General features: G+C 52.2%; 15 protein-coding genes. 8 read left to right on the forward strand and 7 right to left on the reverse strand.

Translation table 11 applies throughout. The annotated features are described in order from the left end of the window. Positions 1-41 precede the first annotated feature (41 nt). The 4 genes from AC2FLJ_RS06695 (at position 42) to AC2FLJ_RS06710 (ending at position 3,628) form a co-directional block, all read left to right on the forward strand. A complete protein-coding gene (locus tag AC2FLJ_RS06695; protein WP_472724434.1) occupies positions 42-311 on the forward strand; it encodes a potassium channel family protein in 270 nt (89 codons plus the stop codon). Positions 312-487: 176 nt separating this feature from the next. Then, positions 488-1,567 (forward strand): AI-2E family transporter, encoded by a 1,080-nt coding sequence (locus AC2FLJ_RS06700; protein ID WP_472724435.1) that lies wholly within the window; start codon positions 488-490, stop codon positions 1,565-1,567. After that, the gene (locus AC2FLJ_RS06705) at positions 1,564-2,628 is read left to right on the forward strand and encodes an HlyD family secretion protein (RefSeq protein WP_496704937.1); all 1,065 of its coding nucleotides are present in this window, start codon (positions 1,564-1,566) and stop codon (positions 2,626-2,628) included. Before AC2FLJ_RS06700 ends, AC2FLJ_RS06705 begins: the two co-directional genes overlap by 4 nt. Beyond that, positions 2,618-3,628: a DUF2955 domain-containing protein gene (locus tag AC2FLJ_RS06710; protein WP_496698336.1), complete on the forward strand. Its 1,011-nt coding sequence runs from the start codon at positions 2,618-2,620 to the stop codon at positions 3,626-3,628. The genes AC2FLJ_RS06705 and AC2FLJ_RS06710 overlap by 11 nt, the downstream gene beginning before the upstream one ends. Before the next feature lie 367 nt (positions 3,629-3,995). On the opposite strand, the gene AC2FLJ_RS06715 is transcribed toward AC2FLJ_RS06710, so the two are convergent. Then, complete coding sequence (locus tag AC2FLJ_RS06715) at positions 3,996-4,898, reverse strand: LysR family transcriptional regulator (RefSeq protein WP_496698334.1); 903 nt, start codon at positions 4,896-4,898, stop codon at positions 3,996-3,998. 96 nt (positions 4,899-4,994) lie between these two features. On the opposite strand from AC2FLJ_RS06715, the gene AC2FLJ_RS06720 reads away from it, so the two are divergent. The 3 genes from AC2FLJ_RS06720 to AC2FLJ_RS06730 all read left to right on the forward strand — a co-directional run bounded on the left by AC2FLJ_RS06720 (position 4,995) and on the right by AC2FLJ_RS06730 (position 6,865). Beyond that, the gene (locus AC2FLJ_RS06720) at positions 4,995-5,600 is read left to right on the forward strand and encodes a DsbA family protein (RefSeq protein WP_282170046.1); all 606 of its coding nucleotides are present in this window, start codon (positions 4,995-4,997) and stop codon (positions 5,598-5,600) included. Between the two features lie 17 nt (positions 5,601-5,617). Beyond that, positions 5,618-6,481, forward strand: coding sequence for an MBL fold metallo-hydrolase (locus AC2FLJ_RS06725; RefSeq protein WP_496698332.1), 864 nt, complete (start codon positions 5,618-5,620; stop codon positions 6,479-6,481). Positions 6,482-6,589: 108 nt separating this feature from the next. Next, positions 6,590-6,865 (forward strand): hypothetical protein, encoded by a 276-nt coding sequence (locus AC2FLJ_RS06730; RefSeq protein WP_496698330.1) that lies wholly within the window; start codon positions 6,590-6,592, stop codon positions 6,863-6,865. A gap of 411 nt (positions 6,866-7,276) precedes the next feature. Here the strand turns inward: AC2FLJ_RS06730 and AC2FLJ_RS06735 are convergent, their stop codons facing one another. The 6 genes from AC2FLJ_RS06735 to AC2FLJ_RS06760 form a co-directional block, all read right to left on the reverse strand. After that, positions 7,277-7,930 carry a DUF3299 domain-containing protein gene (locus AC2FLJ_RS06735; protein ID WP_496698328.1) on the reverse strand — a complete coding sequence of 218 codons (654 nt, stop codon included), beginning with the start codon at positions 7,928-7,930 and terminating at the stop codon, positions 7,277-7,279. An 18-nt stretch (positions 7,931-7,948) separates the two neighbouring features. Further along, a complete protein-coding gene (locus AC2FLJ_RS06740; protein WP_496698326.1) occupies positions 7,949-9,442 on the reverse strand; it encodes an ABC transporter permease in 1,494 nt (497 codons plus the stop codon). After that, entirely contained in the window at positions 9,442-10,128 is a 687-nt protein-coding gene (locus AC2FLJ_RS06745) for an ABC transporter ATP-binding protein (RefSeq protein WP_496698324.1), read from the reverse strand. The genes AC2FLJ_RS06740 and AC2FLJ_RS06745 overlap by 1 nt, the downstream gene beginning before the upstream one ends. A gap of 29 nt (positions 10,129-10,157) precedes the next feature. After that, positions 10,158-11,267 (reverse strand): HlyD family secretion protein, encoded by a 1,110-nt coding sequence (locus AC2FLJ_RS06750; protein ID WP_472724714.1) that lies wholly within the window; start codon positions 11,265-11,267, stop codon positions 10,158-10,160. Between the two features lie 82 nt (positions 11,268-11,349). Next, positions 11,350-12,804, reverse strand: coding sequence for a guanitoxin biosynthesis MBL fold metallo-hydrolase GntH (gene gntH, locus AC2FLJ_RS06755; protein ID WP_282170052.1), 1,455 nt, complete (start codon positions 12,802-12,804; stop codon positions 11,350-11,352). A gap of 4 nt (positions 12,805-12,808) precedes the next feature. Then, complete coding sequence (locus AC2FLJ_RS06760) at positions 12,809-13,117, reverse strand: hypothetical protein (protein WP_496698320.1); 309 nt, start codon at positions 13,115-13,117, stop codon at positions 12,809-12,811. A gap of 81 nt (positions 13,118-13,198) precedes the next feature. Here AC2FLJ_RS06760 and AC2FLJ_RS06765 point away from each other — a divergent pair, with 81 nt between their 5' ends. After that, positions 13,199-14,587 (forward strand): tetratricopeptide repeat protein, encoded by a 1,389-nt coding sequence (locus AC2FLJ_RS06765; RefSeq protein ID WP_496704942.1) that lies wholly within the window; start codon positions 13,199-13,201, stop codon positions 14,585-14,587. Positions 14,588-15,624 lie beyond the last annotated feature (1,037 nt).

Genomic DNA, 15,624 nt, shown 5'->3' on the forward strand with positions numbered 1-15,624 from the left:
GAATAACACGTGGGATAGGCGTCGCTTTCAAGGACGGTAGAGTGAAAGGCATTCTTGCCTTCACAGTTGGAATGATTTTATGGGCCTCGGTCTTTTATCACTTTGTCGAAGGTTGGAGCTGGCTCGACTCAATCTACTTTTCTGTCGTGACCATTTCGACCGTGGGGTTTGGTGACTTTTCACCCGAAACCGCGGCAGGGAAGATCTTTACGATGGTATACATCATTGTAGGTCTCGGTGTCTTCGTCACTGCAGCAACCACAGTGGCGGATACGATCTTGTCCCAGGACGACAAAAAAGCGGGCAAGTAGATTATCCCAATTTGGTCAAATCGAGTTCACGCCCAGGCATTGGTTTGACTGGGTACCTCAAGCCGTAGCCGGGATTCATTCGTGTCTTCAAGCTGATAGATGATCACTAAAACTCAAAAAAATATACATATTATGTTTTTTGAGTGTAACAATCGAAAAACATATGGAGGAATGGAATGGAAAAGACACAGGACGCAAAGATTGTCGATCTGGCAATACGATTGCTCTTTCTTGGACTATTCCTCTACAGCGCCCTGGTCATGGTGGCCCCGCTTGCGAGCGTGGTTATCTGGGCAACGATCCTCTGTGTGGCGCTTTACCCGGCATTTGATTGGCTTCAGTCCAAGCTGGGAGGGCGGAAAAAACTTGCCACGACGATCTTGGTTTTATTGGGTCTTGTTCTGACCCTCGGGCCAGTCGCTACCGCGGTGTCTGGTGCTGCAGAACTTGGGTCTGAATTCGCGGAACAAGCAGACAAAGGTGAGTTGAAAGTCCCACCTGCACCAGAGGGTCTCAAGGAGTTGCCCTTGGTGGGAGACAAAATAGCCGATGTCTGGGGAATGTTTGAGCGCAATCTTGACGGCGCGCTTGCAAAATACGGCACGCAAATCCTTGAGATCACCAAATCGCTCTTCGGAAAGGTGCTGGGCATCGGAATCGGGCTGCTTGGCTTAGCTCTGTCCGTACTGATTATGGGGGCTTTGTTCAGCCCCGGGCCAAGTTTGGTCCAGGGTCTTCAGCGCTTTGCCAACCGCGTCTTTGCACCACGCGGCGGTGAATTCGTAACACTGGCAGGCGCAACGATCCGGAACGTGACAAAAGGCGTAATTGGCGTGGCAGCCATTCAGGCAGTCTTCGTTTGGATACTGTTGGCTTTGTTCGGGATTTCTTCGGCCGCCACTCTGGCATTTATCTGCCTGATACTCTCGATTATCCAAATCGGGCCCGGATTGGTTCTAATACCGGTAATTATCTACGCTTGGAGTTCCATGTCCGGCGGAACTGCTTTGATCTTCACCATATTGGCCGTTCCCGTCATGATAATGGACAGTTTTCTAAGACCCGTGTTCATTTCAAAAGGCCTTGAGACTCCGATGTTGGTCATCCTCATCGGTGTTCTCGGAGGTATGATGGCGTACGGTCTGATCGGTGTCTTTATGGGGCCGGTTCTCTTCGCTGTCTTCTATGAGCTGTTCAAGGTTTGGATTGATACCTCGCCCGAAGCCGAGGGCGCTGCTGAAGGTGCGGCGAAATGAGGAAGACAATATGGACAACCCTGGCTGTCATTCTGATTTTTCTTGTTTGGTACCTGGTCGCTGATCGGAAAACGCCATTTACTGGGAACGCCAGAGTAAAAGCCGTGGCGACCCAAATCGTCCCGCAGGTGACTGGCACCGTGACTGAAGTCTTGGTCGAAAATGGTCAAATTGTCTCGGCCGGAGATATCCTTGTCCGGATCGACCCGCGACCCTACGAGATTCAGCGCGACAAAGCGGAAGCTGACCTCGAAGCAGCCACTCAAGAAGTGGGCGCATCTTCGGCAGAGGTGAGAGCGGCACAGGCCAAACTAGCAAGGGCGCAAAGCGATCTGGATACGATGCGCATTCAAACGGAACGCGTATTTGCGCTCGAAAAGAAAGGGTTGATTGCCGTCACAAAGGCCGATGATGCACGAGGGCAATTGGCAGAGTCCGAGGCTAACTATGAGAACGCAAAAGCGGATCTGGAAAAAGCAAAACAGAGGCTTGGTGACGACGGGATTGAAAACCCGAAAATCCAGCGCGCGTTGGCCGCCTTGGCAGATGCAGAGCTTAACCTTGAATGGACTATACTACGTGCTCCGGCGACAGGTGTCATCTCTAACTTGCTGATAGCCCCCGGAACATATGCGCGATCAGGCCAGGATCTATTGACGTTTCTGGACGCGACTGACGTCTGGATCGAAGCCTATTTTTCCGAAAACAACCTAGGAAGAGCCTCGATAGGATCTCCGGTTGACGTAGTGTTGGACATGCATCCAGGTCAGATTATTCCGGGTGTCATTGAGAGCTTTAGTGCGGCTGTTGCCTTAAGTGGCGGTGATGTGCCCGGACAATTGGCGAGCCCGCCAAGCACCAAAGGTTTTTTGCGGGAGCCTGAGAGATTCCCAGTCAGGATCGTTTTGCCCGGCTATGAAGCAGGAAGCACCGAAGATGACCTTCGCTTTCAGCTGAACGGTCAGGCCGATGTGATCATGTATCTAAGTGACAACTCGTTGCTGAACCTAGTAGGCCGCACCTACATCCGCGTGGTTTCAATAATGTCCTATGCGTACTGAGGACCAACGCTCTGTCGCCCGGCTTGCGGTGGGTGTCACCGGCGTCTTTTCCATGGGCTTGTTTCTTGGCTGGCCACTCGCCGTCATTGGGGCGGTGTTCGCCGCCCTTTTTCTACAAGCACCTGCCGCATTGCCTTTGGCAGCATTTGCTAAGCTCTTTGTCTTCTCTATTGGGTTGATGTTCATTTCGTTCCTGTTGTCGTCAATCTTCTCACCATATCCGCTCGTGTTTCTCATTCTGGTGGCCATTGGAATAATCCTGTCCTTCATGTGGTCCGTATCAGGCGCCGGAGTTTTACCAGGTGTCATCGCTCTCATGGGGGCATTGATGATCCCAAACTTGGTTTTGCAATCCCAGGATCTGGCCTTGGTGCTTGTGTATTGGATACCTTTGAATCTGCTGTTTGCGGGCTTTGTTTCGACACTGATGTTCGCGTTGATACCCGCTGAACCTCAAACGGCGGCTCAAAAAAAAGCTGCAGCGCAGGCGAATTTCGATCCACATCGCCGAATAGTCAGGATGTCGCTTGTCACAGTGCCTTTTGCTATGGCGTTTTTTATTTCTGGCGCGTCTGCGTTGCTGGTTCTGTTCTTTGTCGCGCTACTAAGCCAGCAACTTGCGGCGATGCCTGCCGCGGGTAAAACTGTTGCAAAAGCTATGTTGACGGCCAACCTACTTGGGGCGGCAGTTTCCATCATATGCTATGAAGTAAACGTAATAGCTCCGGTTGTTTTGACGCCCATTCTGCTCTGTTTTTTCTTTTGCCTGACGCTCGGAGCACTTGGTAAATCTCAAGCCCCGCTCGCCGCCGCTGCGGGCTCAGCAATTACAACGGCTCTGATTGTATACGGTGGGTCGGTTGCACCGTTTTCAGACGAGGCTGACGTCAAAAGCATCACTCGAGTTTTGCAAGTTGCCAGCGCCGCTTTTTTTGTAATCATCGCATATGTCGTGGTGGATGAATTCTGGCCGGAAAAAGAGCGCCAGGCGGCTCAATGAAGGCAATTGCGATGTGGCATGGTTCTGAAAGAAGTAAAGTTTCCAGCGTGACCACATTTATTTGATTTATCCGGTCCGAAAGAAATCAGCTTTGTCCGCGTTGCGCTTGTCGCGGAAAGGCATCTCGAATGGCAGATTTCGGGACCGCCGCATGAATTGCAGCGTCATAACAAACCACGAACGTCGCTGAAGCGGTTTAATGTGAAGCGATCTCTGGTTGAGTGATGGCCGTTCAATGGTACGAGTACGAATGGCTGCCTCGCGGACAAAGCCGACTTTCGCGGCAACCGCGCTAAGGGCTGCTAAGCATTCACTCGTTTCAATGTCGGACGGACACGAACGTTAACTGAGTTTCACCACTCTTCTCTTACGCCAGACTGTTGCGAAGTCTTTCTGCAAACAATTCCGCAAACTGTTTTGTCGCAGCTGATCGGAACTGCGTGGGGGGGTAGACGGCATAGATGCCTCCTGTTGGAAGCGCCCAGTCCGGTACAAGCCGGATCAGTCCACCGTTTTCGATTTCTCTCTTAGCAAAAAAATCCGGCAGAATAGAGATCCCGGCCCCTTCGACTGCCATTACCTTGATCGCTGGTGTTACGTCTGCTCGCAACGCGGGGTTCATTTTTACGTCACAGGTTTCACCGGTAGCTTTACTAAACTTCCAACTCAGTGGGTTTGGCAGGGCTCTGTGTTCGACGAACGGAAACGCTGCCAATCGTTCCGGATGGTTTGGCTGTCCAAGTTGCTCAACCAAATCAGGCGACGCCACTACGATTTGCTGAAAGTCGGCCAACTTGCGCGCAACGTTGGCGGAATCGGCAAGCCAGCCTACCCGATATGCAATGTCAAATCGTGCCTCGACCGGATCGAACCGCGTATCGCTTAGCGTCAAGTCAATCGTGACAGCCGGATAGGCGATGCGAAACTCGGCCACGACCGGTGAAACGTATGTTACGCCCATATCGAGAGGGGCGGTGATGCGCAGGTTTCCAGTCGGTTCTGCGCGCCCTTGCTTTGCCATTTCATAAGCTTCTTCGGCCTGCGCCACTGATGCACGTGCGGCCTCATAGAAGGATTGTCCGGTTTCCGTGAGGTTTAGATAGCGAGAGTTACGCACAACAAGAGTTGCACCAAGCTCTTCCTCCAAAAGCTGAAGCTGCTTGCTGACGACCGCCTTGCTAATACGCATGCGATCAGCGGCCGCAGTAATCGTTCCTTCTTCCGCGATGGCAACAAAATACTCCAGGCGATTTAAGTTCGATTTCTTCATCATTCGTCACTTTTTAACTGACATTGTGTCTACATATTTTATCTTTAGTCAACATTAGCGGCGCACTACTTGTGGTTTACCAATACGGAGACTGCAATGACGCGCTTCACCTATATCTACGATACCTATTGCGGCTGGTGCTATGCCGCGGCACCGGTGATCAACGCGCTGGTTGAGAGTGGTGCTGATGTCACCGCTATGCATCGTCATTTGTTCCAGGGCACAAACGCATACCGAATGGGCGATGGCTTCGGCCGAATGGCTCTGCAATACGACCGACGCATTGAACAGCTGACCGGGCAAGTGTTCAGTGACACTTATGTTCAAGACATTCTGGGAAACCCTGATGAAGTGCTGGATTCCAGCCTGACCGCATACGCCGCAGCTTTGGTTCATGATCAGGGCGCTAACGCTGAGATGAAGCTGGCAAATGTTTTGCAACGGGTGCGTTATGTCGACGGCATTTCCGCAGGTAACAGCGAAGCGGTTCGAAGTGCCCTGATTGAATTCAGCGTGAACCGTTCGTTGGACGAAGGCAGAAGCCTCGCCCGGCAGATCAGTACGGACGCTGCAAATTTGCAATCACGGTTCGGGTCGCAAGGTGTCCCGACTCTGGTGATGCAAATCGACGGCGGAACAACCCAAGTCGACGTCTCAACCTACTACCACTTTCCTGAAGAGATCGCGGCATTGGCCGCATAAATGCAAGGAGCATCCCTATGAAGACGATCCTCACTTCTGCAGCAGCCATGCTGCTGTCCACCGCAGCCTTTGCGGCTGATCTCACCATCACCGCCTTAAGCCCGAATGAAGGCAGTCTGTTCCCGGTCTCATCGAACCTGATCGAAGGTCCGAATGAGGTGATCCTGGTGGACGCCCAGTTCGAAAAGGACGATGCAGAGCAACTGGTTAATATGATCAAGGCGACAGGTAAATCCCTGACGACCGTCTTTATCAGCCACAAGGATCCTGACTTCTATTTCGGGTTGGATACGATCCGTGCAGCTTACCCGGATGTCAAAATCGTCGCGACACCTGAGACCGTCAAAGGCATCGAGAAAACCATCCAGCTCAAATACGATTTCTGGGGCCCGATCTTGGACGCGAACGCCCCATCCGAATTGATTGTACCTGAGGTTCTGGAAGGCGACAGCCTGACGGTCGATGGTGAAACCGTGCAGGTGATCGGCCTCGATGGGCACGATCCGGTTCATACATTCCTGTGGGTGCCTTCGGAAAAAACTGTGCTGGGCGGCGTTGTCCTTTATGAAAACGTGCATGTCTGGATGGCCGACAACCAAACCCCGGAAAGCCGCGACAGCTGGCGTGCAACGTTGGATCAGCTTCTTGCGCTGAACCCCGAACGGATCATCCCGGGTCATGTCATTGGGGACAGCGCAGAAAACGCAAGCATCGTTGACTTCACCAAAGAATATATTGCCGCGTTCGAGGCGGCCGCGGACAAGGCGGGAGATTCCGCAGAATTGATCGCCGCGATGCAGGCTGCCTATCCCGACTTTGAGAACGTGAGCGATCTGGAGCTAAGCGCCCAGGTTATCGAAGGCGAGCGTTCCTGGCCGTAAGTCTAAACCGGCATCAGAGGCCGTCCAATTCGGTCTCTGTATTACGAAAGGGGCGCTAGCCCACCAAATCCGGCGCCCAATCACCAACAGTTCAAAACTCAGTTTGCTGTGAACTACACCGCATTCGCCGCGACGAAGAGAAGAAATTTCATGTCTTGCAAGTTCACGAATACCAAGATTACGCAATACAGCATCATTGGTGCTGTCCTGTTTGCGTTCGTTTCGGCGACAACATTTGCCGTCAACGCTCAGGAGCAAAACAAGACTCCATTGGAATTTGTCAAAAGCACCTATGAGGGCGAAACCTCCGAAGAAAACGGTCGCAACCTTCAGGCGCATTTGGCTCCTGATGCCAAATGGACCGAGGCAGCGGGTTTTCCCTAGCCACCATTCATTCACGTTGCGGCTAAGGTCTGTTGTGAGCCCAAACTAACGGATGCTGCGACACGCACGACAGGCGGCTTACAAGCGCGGTATGCGATTCGATTAAGAACTCTGATCAATAAGTCAAAGAGACAACATGATCGATCAAGAGCAATGAAAAAGAGTTCTCGCCACTTATGATAAGCTGATTAACCAGCGAGGGTTGCCGGGTGTACTTGTTAAACCCATGCGCGCGGATTGGTGTGGACACAAAATGGCGGATCGTGACAAAAAAAATCGCCGAATTGATCATCAAGGAGCTTCAGAAGAGATTTGCAGTGTCACATCTGCACGAACCAAAGATTCTGATACAGGGTTCGGTGCAAAGATGTATCCCGGTGAAGCCAAAGAACGGACCTCTAGTCTGACTGATCAGTCATAGATTTCTACCGACAGCGCATCCATCGCATATGATGTTTCGATATTGGCCTGGCCGTCCACGTAATTGAGTGACTGGGACCTGCTCTGTGCCCGCATTTCCCCGCTTATCCAAACTGGCTTATATAACTCGTCAATTTCGAAGCCTTGTTCGTATCGCACATAGACCATCTGATTGGCGGGAGGTGGTGGTGTGTGGATGCAGGCTCCAACTGTCGGAACCAGAAGGAATTCGACCGCCTTCTGGTCGACAATATCCAGGGGAAGGAGATAGCCGGGAAGACGCACGTTCTCCCCCAAAAGGTCAAGGTTCGGTTCGCGCGCGGCAATCAACCGTTGGTTCATCACAATTTCGCGTTGTTCAAACAACCAATCTGGGTCAAGGCCTTGAGATACGAGGTCTTCGCGGATCTGAACCGCTTCGGCGCGCTTCTCGTCATCCGCAGTGTCCGCATGCAGAACCTCAATCCGATAAAGCATGGCCAACGCATTGATCTGAGAATATTCTAAGGTGGCAAATGGATCGTGGTAAGGCCGCTCTTCAGGAAGGAGATCCTGCCAACGTATGTTGCGCGGATCCGCTGCTAGAAGAGGCCCCGCAATCGCAAGGGCGAATAAGATATTCAGAAAATGCGTAGTGGTCTTCATTTCAGCGGGTCCTCTTATTCAAAGCCGCACCGACAATCCGTCTGATAGCGTCATACGGTACACCCTTAACGCAGGTATAATACTGGCAAGAAGACCAGAGCAGAAAACGATGGCTATGAGAAGAACCTCGCGAAAACTCGGCAGGCCAACACCGATGCGAAGCCCAAAATTTGCGGCAAGAACCGGATCTATCACGAGCGTGAGAGCGCTGAGTGCGATTACTCCGAGCACGATGCCGGCCGACAACAATAAAACGGCTTCAAGCAAGATCAGGGAAAAGACGCCGGCTGGAGTTGCGCCCACGGATCGAAGGATCGCAAATTCACGCCGCCGGTTGTCGAGCGAAGCAGACAACATGACCACCATGCCGATCATTCCAGCCACTGCCACAGCGACTGCCATCAGACGCAGCGCGGTCTCGGCCGTACTGGTAATCGACCAAAGCTGCAACAGCGCAACATTAGGAAGAACGGCAGTCAGTGCCTCGTCGCGATGGTCTGCCAGTTGCCGTTGAACTGAAAGCACCGCCGTCTTCTCCTCAAGCCCGGCAAAAATCGCGTTGATGGTCCCCGGTTCATGATCATGGCCACCGTGATCGTGCTCGCCAGAGGTCCTGACAGCTTCCGCCTCGTCTTCATGGTCGCTTTCGTGGGCATGACTGTCGTCATGTTCCTGATGCCCTTCTTCGTGCTCGTCAGGCTCGCCGTGATCCGCATAGTCATCGTTTTGTCCATGGCCGTCGCCGTGATCCACATGCCCGTCCGCAAATTCGCTGTCTGCGTGATCTTCGCTATGGGAATGCGCGGTGTGATGGTCTTCGTGTTCTTCGGCGACCTCAGGTGCATCGATCAAAACGAATGGGTCCGCAACCTCTGACGCAGGTTCTTCGTGCAAGGCGTCAAACCCCTCGAGCGAGACAAAAACCACTCTGTCGACGGCCGTCCCGGTATACCCCAGCACGCCGGTCACTGTGAAAGGCGCTTCGTCGTGAACATCAAAGGCGACTTCCCCTGAGCCATGGGCATTCACGATTTCAGTGCCTGACGTGTACCCGAAAGCCTGAGCAACTTTTGCTCCAATCACTGCGCCATCTGGAGACTTAAAGGGAACACCTTCAGCAAATATCAGTTGCTGGCCGCCACTATGACGAAAGTGGTCAAAATATTGCTCGGACGTACCAATCACTGGATATCCACGGTGGTTGTCACCCATCATAATCGGCACTGTCCAGCTTACTTGAGGCAAATCTTCGATCATCTCGTAGCTGTCCCAGCTGATACCAGCGCCAGTTGTGCCGACACCAAAAACCGTTGCCATCAGGATCTGCACATCGTTTCCGCGTGCCGCAATGATCAGGTCGATCCCTGATGCAGAATTGGCAAAACCCGCTCGTGCCTCTGTTCGCAGTCGTTCAACCCCAACAATCAAAGCCACGCTCAAGGCAATGCTAAGAACAGTTAACGCAGCGATAAAGCGGCGATTGAGAAGGCTTTTATAACAAAGATTGAACATCACGTTTTGCCCGCGTTCAGCATCGGCAAGTCAACGCTCCGATCGAAGTGTTTTTCTAGGCTGCGATCATGGCTGACAAATAACAAACTCGCCCCTGATGCTTTGCATTCCTTCAACAACAACTGGACAAACGTGTCTTTCGCTTCCTCATCCAAAGCCGAAGTGGGTTCATCCGCCAAAACTACTTCAGGCGCCCCTATCAGAGCACGCGCCGCCGCAACGCGTTGTTGCTGCCCAACACTCAGTGCGCTGGCAGGTCGATTGATCAGCTCAGCATCCTCGAGACCCAGCTCACTTAGCAACCGTGTTGCGGTAGCTTTCGGGTCTGGCCCCGACCGATTGCGCCGTTGCGCTGAAAACCGGCAGGGCAGCAACGTGTTTTCAAGCGCACTGAGCCAAGGCAAGAGATTAAAGACCTGGAAAACAATCCCCAAATGATCCACGCGAAAACAGTCACGATCACCTCCGGCCAAAGCCCCGACATCCGTGCCTGCAACGCGAACCGCGCTTTGCGGTACATCGATCACGCCAGCAATTGCCGAGAGCAACGTGGTCTTTCCGCTGCCACTGGGGCCTCTCATAAACACGCTTTCTCCGGCCTCAAGATCGAAGCTATCGACTGAGAGTACCGGGTCAGGTTGACCGGGCCACCGAAACACCAAGGATTTGAGTTCGACAGTTTTCATTGATGACACAGATGCTTTGGCTTGGTTTTTCAAAGATAATTGAGCTTTTTAGTGATCCAGAAAAGGATCTCTGCCAAAACACCAATGGCTCCGGCTTTGTCTGTCTTGACCAAAGCTGTTCCTGACGTTCCAAATTGCAAGGAATTACTGTCTGCATCTGCAGGTAGTTCAACCAATACGATGTAGCTGGATATCCCGGCTAGTTCGCGCAATGAGGGAAGACCTGATCTTAGATCAACAGTACCTTCGACAGTTCCGACCGGAAAATCGGAAATACGGCCGGTAATTTCTCCACCGGGTTCCGTTCTAAAAGCAAGCCGGATTTCATCACCGACCGAAACATTAGCGCGACTAGATTGGGGCAGAGTAGCAATTACTGCATAGTCCTCAGGTTTGACAAAAGTTATTGCCCCTTGTAGCGGAGTGGCGCGGTTACCTGGTCGTAGTGATACAGCCGTGACAACGCCGTTTCCCGGCGCTTTTACAACTGTTTGCTCTAAATCCCAAAGAGCTTGCGCAAGTGTCTGTTCGGCCTCCACAACACCTGCGTCACGCCCGTCGATCTTCGCGGCGATACGCCGCTCAAGGCTTGTCTTCCGGGCTTCTGCTGCGCGGATATTCGCGGTCAACTGGTCGATGGTTGATACAGCTTCTTGCAGTTGGAACGTGGTTGATGCCCCGCGTTCTTCCAAACGGATGATGTCATCACGACGCTGAATTCCGAAAGTCAGCTGAGCAGTCAAGGATTCAATCTCGGCCTCGGCAGCTGATAAATCTGATACCAGTTGGTCGGCAGATGACTTTGCAGTTTCCAAAACAGCTTCGAGCCGGGAAACCTCGGCTTTGAAAACTTCATTATCTATCCGGAATAGGGTCTCGCCCTTTGCGACTTCCTGGTTTGGCTCCACAACGACTTCTGTAACCGTGCCCGCCACGTTCGGAGCAATATTCGTTGAAACACCCTGAATGGATACCGGGCCAGTCGGAGTTGTGTGGTTCAGCGCACCGATGACCACCAGAGCGATAACAGCAGCTACTCCGTAAACCAGAGTTTTCCAGAAACCATTCCAGGGGAGAAGGTGAAACTTGGAAAAGACCAGCCAGACTATTCCAAAGTAGAGGCCAAGTACGATTAACAAGACTTCATTCCTTCGTGATGTTTCCAGAAAGTTCGAACGACCACCCGAACTTACGGGTGATCGCCCTGTTTGTCATGATGGCTTAATTGTCACCTTGCTCTTCCAACACTTTGCGGTTGGCTTCACGATGGCGCCACGCCGCGCCCATACTCTCTTTCAGATTTTCGGGAAGCGCTTCCAAAGGAACAACAAGGTCGTCATCAACTGGCCACTCGGTCAGCAGCTCAGGATGATATCCCTCGGGATAGTACAGCTTAGGATCGATCTCCATATCGCGCACGTAGGGTTCTTGAATATCTTCGCGCCGATGGGGTGGCTTCGGCACGATCAACTGACCATTGCTAAAGTCAAACTGCGGTGCTCGTGAGTTTGGGAACTCGGGCAATATGCCTTCGCGAACCCATATCTGATCTTTGGTGACGTTCACAACGATCCCGTCAGGCGCTCCAAAGTGATAGGGGCCTTTCCAGTGCTCTCGGATTTCCGCCACGGTTTCCTCGATCTGATAGGGGTCATAGCTCATGTGAGTGTTCATCAAAAGCCTGGGTTGCACCAGGTTGGCAATGTAGCCGGCCGCATAGCTGGGCGTGTGATGGGTATCGACGGTATAACGCCCGAGGAATGGCGGCACGCCTTGAACTCCGGATGAGATTTCGATGATTTCCTGCTGCTGTTCCGTGACGAAGACATCACAGCCTTTGGCAAAAGGAATATCGATCATGTTGGGTCGACCGTCACCTGTCCAGATGAAGCACATGCCATTCCAATCCATCCGGTATCCAGACGCACCGTCCTTGGCATGGCTTCTTTGCCAGTGTGTGACTTTGACCCCGTCTTCATCATAGATCACGCCGCCATTGTCACGGAAATCAAATTCGTTGACTTCGATGTCCCAACCTTTGCCAACTGGAAAGACGCTGAACGCATCCCGGTGCCAGCCGGTCATCATTTTCATGCCTTCTACCATAGTTGCGGTGCCGTACTCCTTGGTGCGGCCGGATGGGCCGTGGACCGTCAACTGCTCGTGCCATCCACCGGCCCAGGTTCCGAACATCCACAGGTACGGCAGCCCACCAAAGTGGTCTACGTGCAGGTGCGTGATGAATACATCGGTAATTTCATTCAGTGCATATCCACTGGCAATGATGTTCGCTGGTGAGCCCTCACCAATGTCAAACATGAAAATCTTACCGTTACCCAGCTCAACAAGAATCGCTGTGTTCATTTGCCCAGGGCGAATGAACGGAGCAGATCCCATGAAGATAATTCTCATCTCGTTGGGCTGTACATCCTCTGTGCGTGGGAACCAGTTTGCCGCGCTTTTCAACCACGGTTGCGGAGAGATGCCCTCAAAGGTCAGACCCTCTTTCCAACGTCCCATTGGGACGCCGCCAGTCAGTGCAGCCTCAATATCTTCTTGGGATGAGGGCTCCTGTACCGGAGGAGCCTGACCGAACGCATTTGTGGCGAACAATGTCGCTGCGACGGCGAGTGCGCTGAGTGACTTAATTGACTTCCTCTGTCTGTTTTGCAGCATATTTTCAGTCCTTTGTTCGAGCCTGGGTGAATATGGGAACCACTTCTGAAATGGCTTTCGGGACAATCTCTGAATTGGTAAATCGAGAGAGATGCTCGGCGATTTCCTCGGCTAGCCCGTCTAGGCTTTCGGTGACAGGATCGATCAGACATGGTGACGTCTGCTCATTGACCTTCCGGGCCCTCTCCAACTCGGCTGAGAGCAACTCGAAGTCACCGCAAAGTGCCTCGAATCCACGATGGTTCCTTCGCATGACGCGGATGCGGCTGATTTGGTCCGGAAAAGCGAGCTCTAGTAAGTTGATGTCCGTCATTGCCCTGGCGCCTAGTCCATCTCTAGTCACCAGGCTGAGGGCACATCGCGCAACGCGGAAGGGTTACACCGTGAAATTAGGGTGACATTCAAATATTCATTTGACAGTATGGAGTTGAAAATACAGAGAAACTTGAAGTTTCAGATGCCCGACAGAGAATTGACCCTTGATCCGGAACGTCACGCGACCCGTGTGAAGTACGCGCTGGACCAGGTATTGGCGAGTGACATATTTGGCAAGGCGGAACGCCTTCGGAATTTTCTGAGCTACGTTGTCGAAGAGGCCATTGCGGGTAGATCCGAGGCTATTCTTGGCAAAACAATCGCTCAGGATGTTTACTTCAAGAGTTTTGCCAGTGATGACGGCCACATCAACGTTGTTCGTGTGGATGCGGGGCGGTTACGGCGGAAACTTCAGCAGTACTATGAAACGGCAGGTGCTGGAGACGATCTGCGCATTCACATTGATAGCGGCGGCTACGCGCCTTGGTTCGAGGACCGCTCTGGTACAATTCAGAGCAATGTCGATCATACGCCATTCAGGCCAGGATTACCCTGGCTGATTGGCATCCCTGCTGTCACCATAGCGATCATTGCTCTTGCTTACGTCTTGGGCGGGCGCATGGAACAGGTTGTTGATCTCAACCCAAAGACATCCGCGCGCTCACTTGAGCGACAGGCTCTATCCGCTAAATCACCCGCTGCAGTACAGGCGTCAAACTACTGTGATCAAGCTCGGGGCCTGCTCTTTCCAATCGCAACTATCGATAACCAGATCCTGGCCAGCGACATATTTAGAATGGCAATAAATGAGGCTCCCGATTTTTACTGTGGATATGCCGGATTGGCCCATAGTCTGGGAACCCAGGCTCTACTAACGCGAAGCGAGGAAGAGCGTGACGCGCTGATACTGAATTCAGGACAAATGGCACAGAAAGCTGTGGACATTGCGCCCTCAAACGGCTGGAGCCAATCGGCAATGGCATGGGTATCTTACGTTTCTCGCGACTATGACAGAGCATTGGAGTATTCAGCACTCGCCCAGTCGCTTCGACCCAATGACGGAAACGTTCTGGACTTTCGCGGCGTGATACTACTGGTTATGGGTCGCTTTGAAGAAGCGTATGACGTCAGCGACCCAAGCCACCCCAGAGAGATAGGAAGTCATCGGTTTGCCCACAGGAACATTCACGCGGTTGCAAGTTTTCACATCGGTGAGTTTAGGGAAGCAATCGCATCTTTGAAATTTGCGAGTGACAATGGTGACCCCGTCAGTGCACTGTCTTTGGTATTTTTGGCGGCTTCCTATCAAAGGTTGGGCGAGTCCAAAGAGGCACATGCAACCTTGAATAAACTGAAACAGTCGTGGCCAGAGTTCAGGCCAGATCTTGTTCTAGCAGCATTTTATTCCAGTCCAAATCTATCGGACGAAGTGATTTCAGCCTTAACAGATGCGGGATGGCGGTTTTAAGGTATTCCTTTTCGAGCCATGGTTGGAGACAGGCCCACGTACGTAAAGTGTGTTTTACCGCCAACACAAGCGAACATACCTTGGTAGTGTTATTGAACGCCGAAAGCGGTCATTGGAATTTGTTGTAGCTAACGACGGAATTGTCCGCATTGCGGTCTTCGTCGATCCGGATTTCGACTGACGTGTTTCGCGAGCGCTGCATGAATTGCAGCGTCATAACAAACCGCGTACGTCGCAGTATGGGTGTTATGTGAAGCGATCTCTGGTTGAATCTTTACCCACTCTGGCTCTCATCACTCCAACGACCCAAATCATAGATTCCGTGTTTCTTCATACGACGTATGAAAACAAGGTAGTTTCTGCGTTCGCCACGTGGCAGATTAGCGGCAACAGGCAGCTTCGCTGTCTGACCTGCAAATCAGCTCTGATTTTCCGAAAGGGAAGTCAGATCAAACCAAACTGTCTGCGGGAGTATGAAATGGTGCGGCGTGTTAGTTGATGACGCAAAGATCAAATTCAACTGATGCCCAACTTTGCGGGCGCCATCCGATGTCGAAAGTTCATTGCTTTTCTGGTCCAACTGTGGCGGTTGGGTCTGGTTCGTGCGACGTTCAACAGATATGTGGAACATCACTGATCTTTGACTCAATCGGCCGCCAAAACCTCAAGAAACGAACAAATCGCGTCATTCAATTCTAACCCAAACGTCAAGCATTTCTGACCCAGCACGAAGAGCGGCCACTCATCAACGCTGCGGCTTAGGCCTCAATTGAGCCCAAAGTGCAACTTGCTGCACTGTGCATCAATCTCGGCAGTGCACAGAAAGCTGACCTTTCAAACCTCGGCGGACGATCATAGCAAACATTTGCCGAGACCTTTTGGAGCAATCGCTATTAGGAACTGGCTGGACAAGCTATTGATCACAATTTGCTGTTCTGCCGAAATCTCGCGCCTGTTGCGGGTCGCTTTGATTGCAAAGTCAGGCGATGGTCACTGTCCCGAATTGGTTTTCGCGATACTGCAAAGCAGATCAACAT

The sequence above is a fragment of the Ruegeria sp. CDSA034 genome (assembly GCF_059612275.1).

Bases quoted from the DNA above. Each gene is read 5' to 3' on its own strand.
- AC2FLJ_RS06700 (WP_472724435.1), top strand. From the start codon at position 488: ATGGAAAAGACACAGGACGCAAAGATTGTCGATCTGGCAATACGATTG.
- AC2FLJ_RS06705 (WP_496704937.1), top strand. From the start codon at position 1,564: ATGAGGAAGACAATATGGACAACCCTGGCTGTCATTCTGATTTTTCTT.
- AC2FLJ_RS06710 (WP_496698336.1), top strand. From the start codon at position 2,618: ATGCGTACTGAGGACCAACGCTCTGTCGCCCGGCTTGCGGTGGGTGTC.
- AC2FLJ_RS06715 (WP_496698334.1), bottom strand. From the start codon at position 4,898: ATGAAGAAATCGAACTTAAATCGCCTGGAGTATTTTGTTGCCATCGCG.
- AC2FLJ_RS06720 (WP_282170046.1), top strand. From the start codon at position 4,995: ATGACGCGCTTCACCTATATCTACGATACCTATTGCGGCTGGTGCTAT.
- AC2FLJ_RS06725 (WP_496698332.1), top strand. From the start codon at position 5,618: ATGAAGACGATCCTCACTTCTGCAGCAGCCATGCTGCTGTCCACCGCA.
- AC2FLJ_RS06735 (WP_496698328.1), bottom strand. From the start codon at position 7,930: ATGAAGACCACTACGCATTTTCTGAATATCTTATTCGCCCTTGCGATT.
- AC2FLJ_RS06740 (WP_496698326.1), bottom strand. From the start codon at position 9,442: ATGTTCAATCTTTGTTATAAAAGCCTTCTCAATCGCCGCTTTATCGCT.
- AC2FLJ_RS06745 (WP_496698324.1), bottom strand. From the start codon at position 10,128: ATGAAAACTGTCGAACTCAAATCCTTGGTGTTTCGGTGGCCCGGTCAA.
- gntH (WP_282170052.1), bottom strand. From the start codon at position 12,804: ATGCTGCAAAACAGACAGAGGAAGTCAATTAAGTCACTCAGCGCACTC.
- AC2FLJ_RS06760 (WP_496698320.1), bottom strand. From the start codon at position 13,117: ATGACGGACATCAACTTACTAGAGCTCGCTTTTCCGGACCAAATCAGC.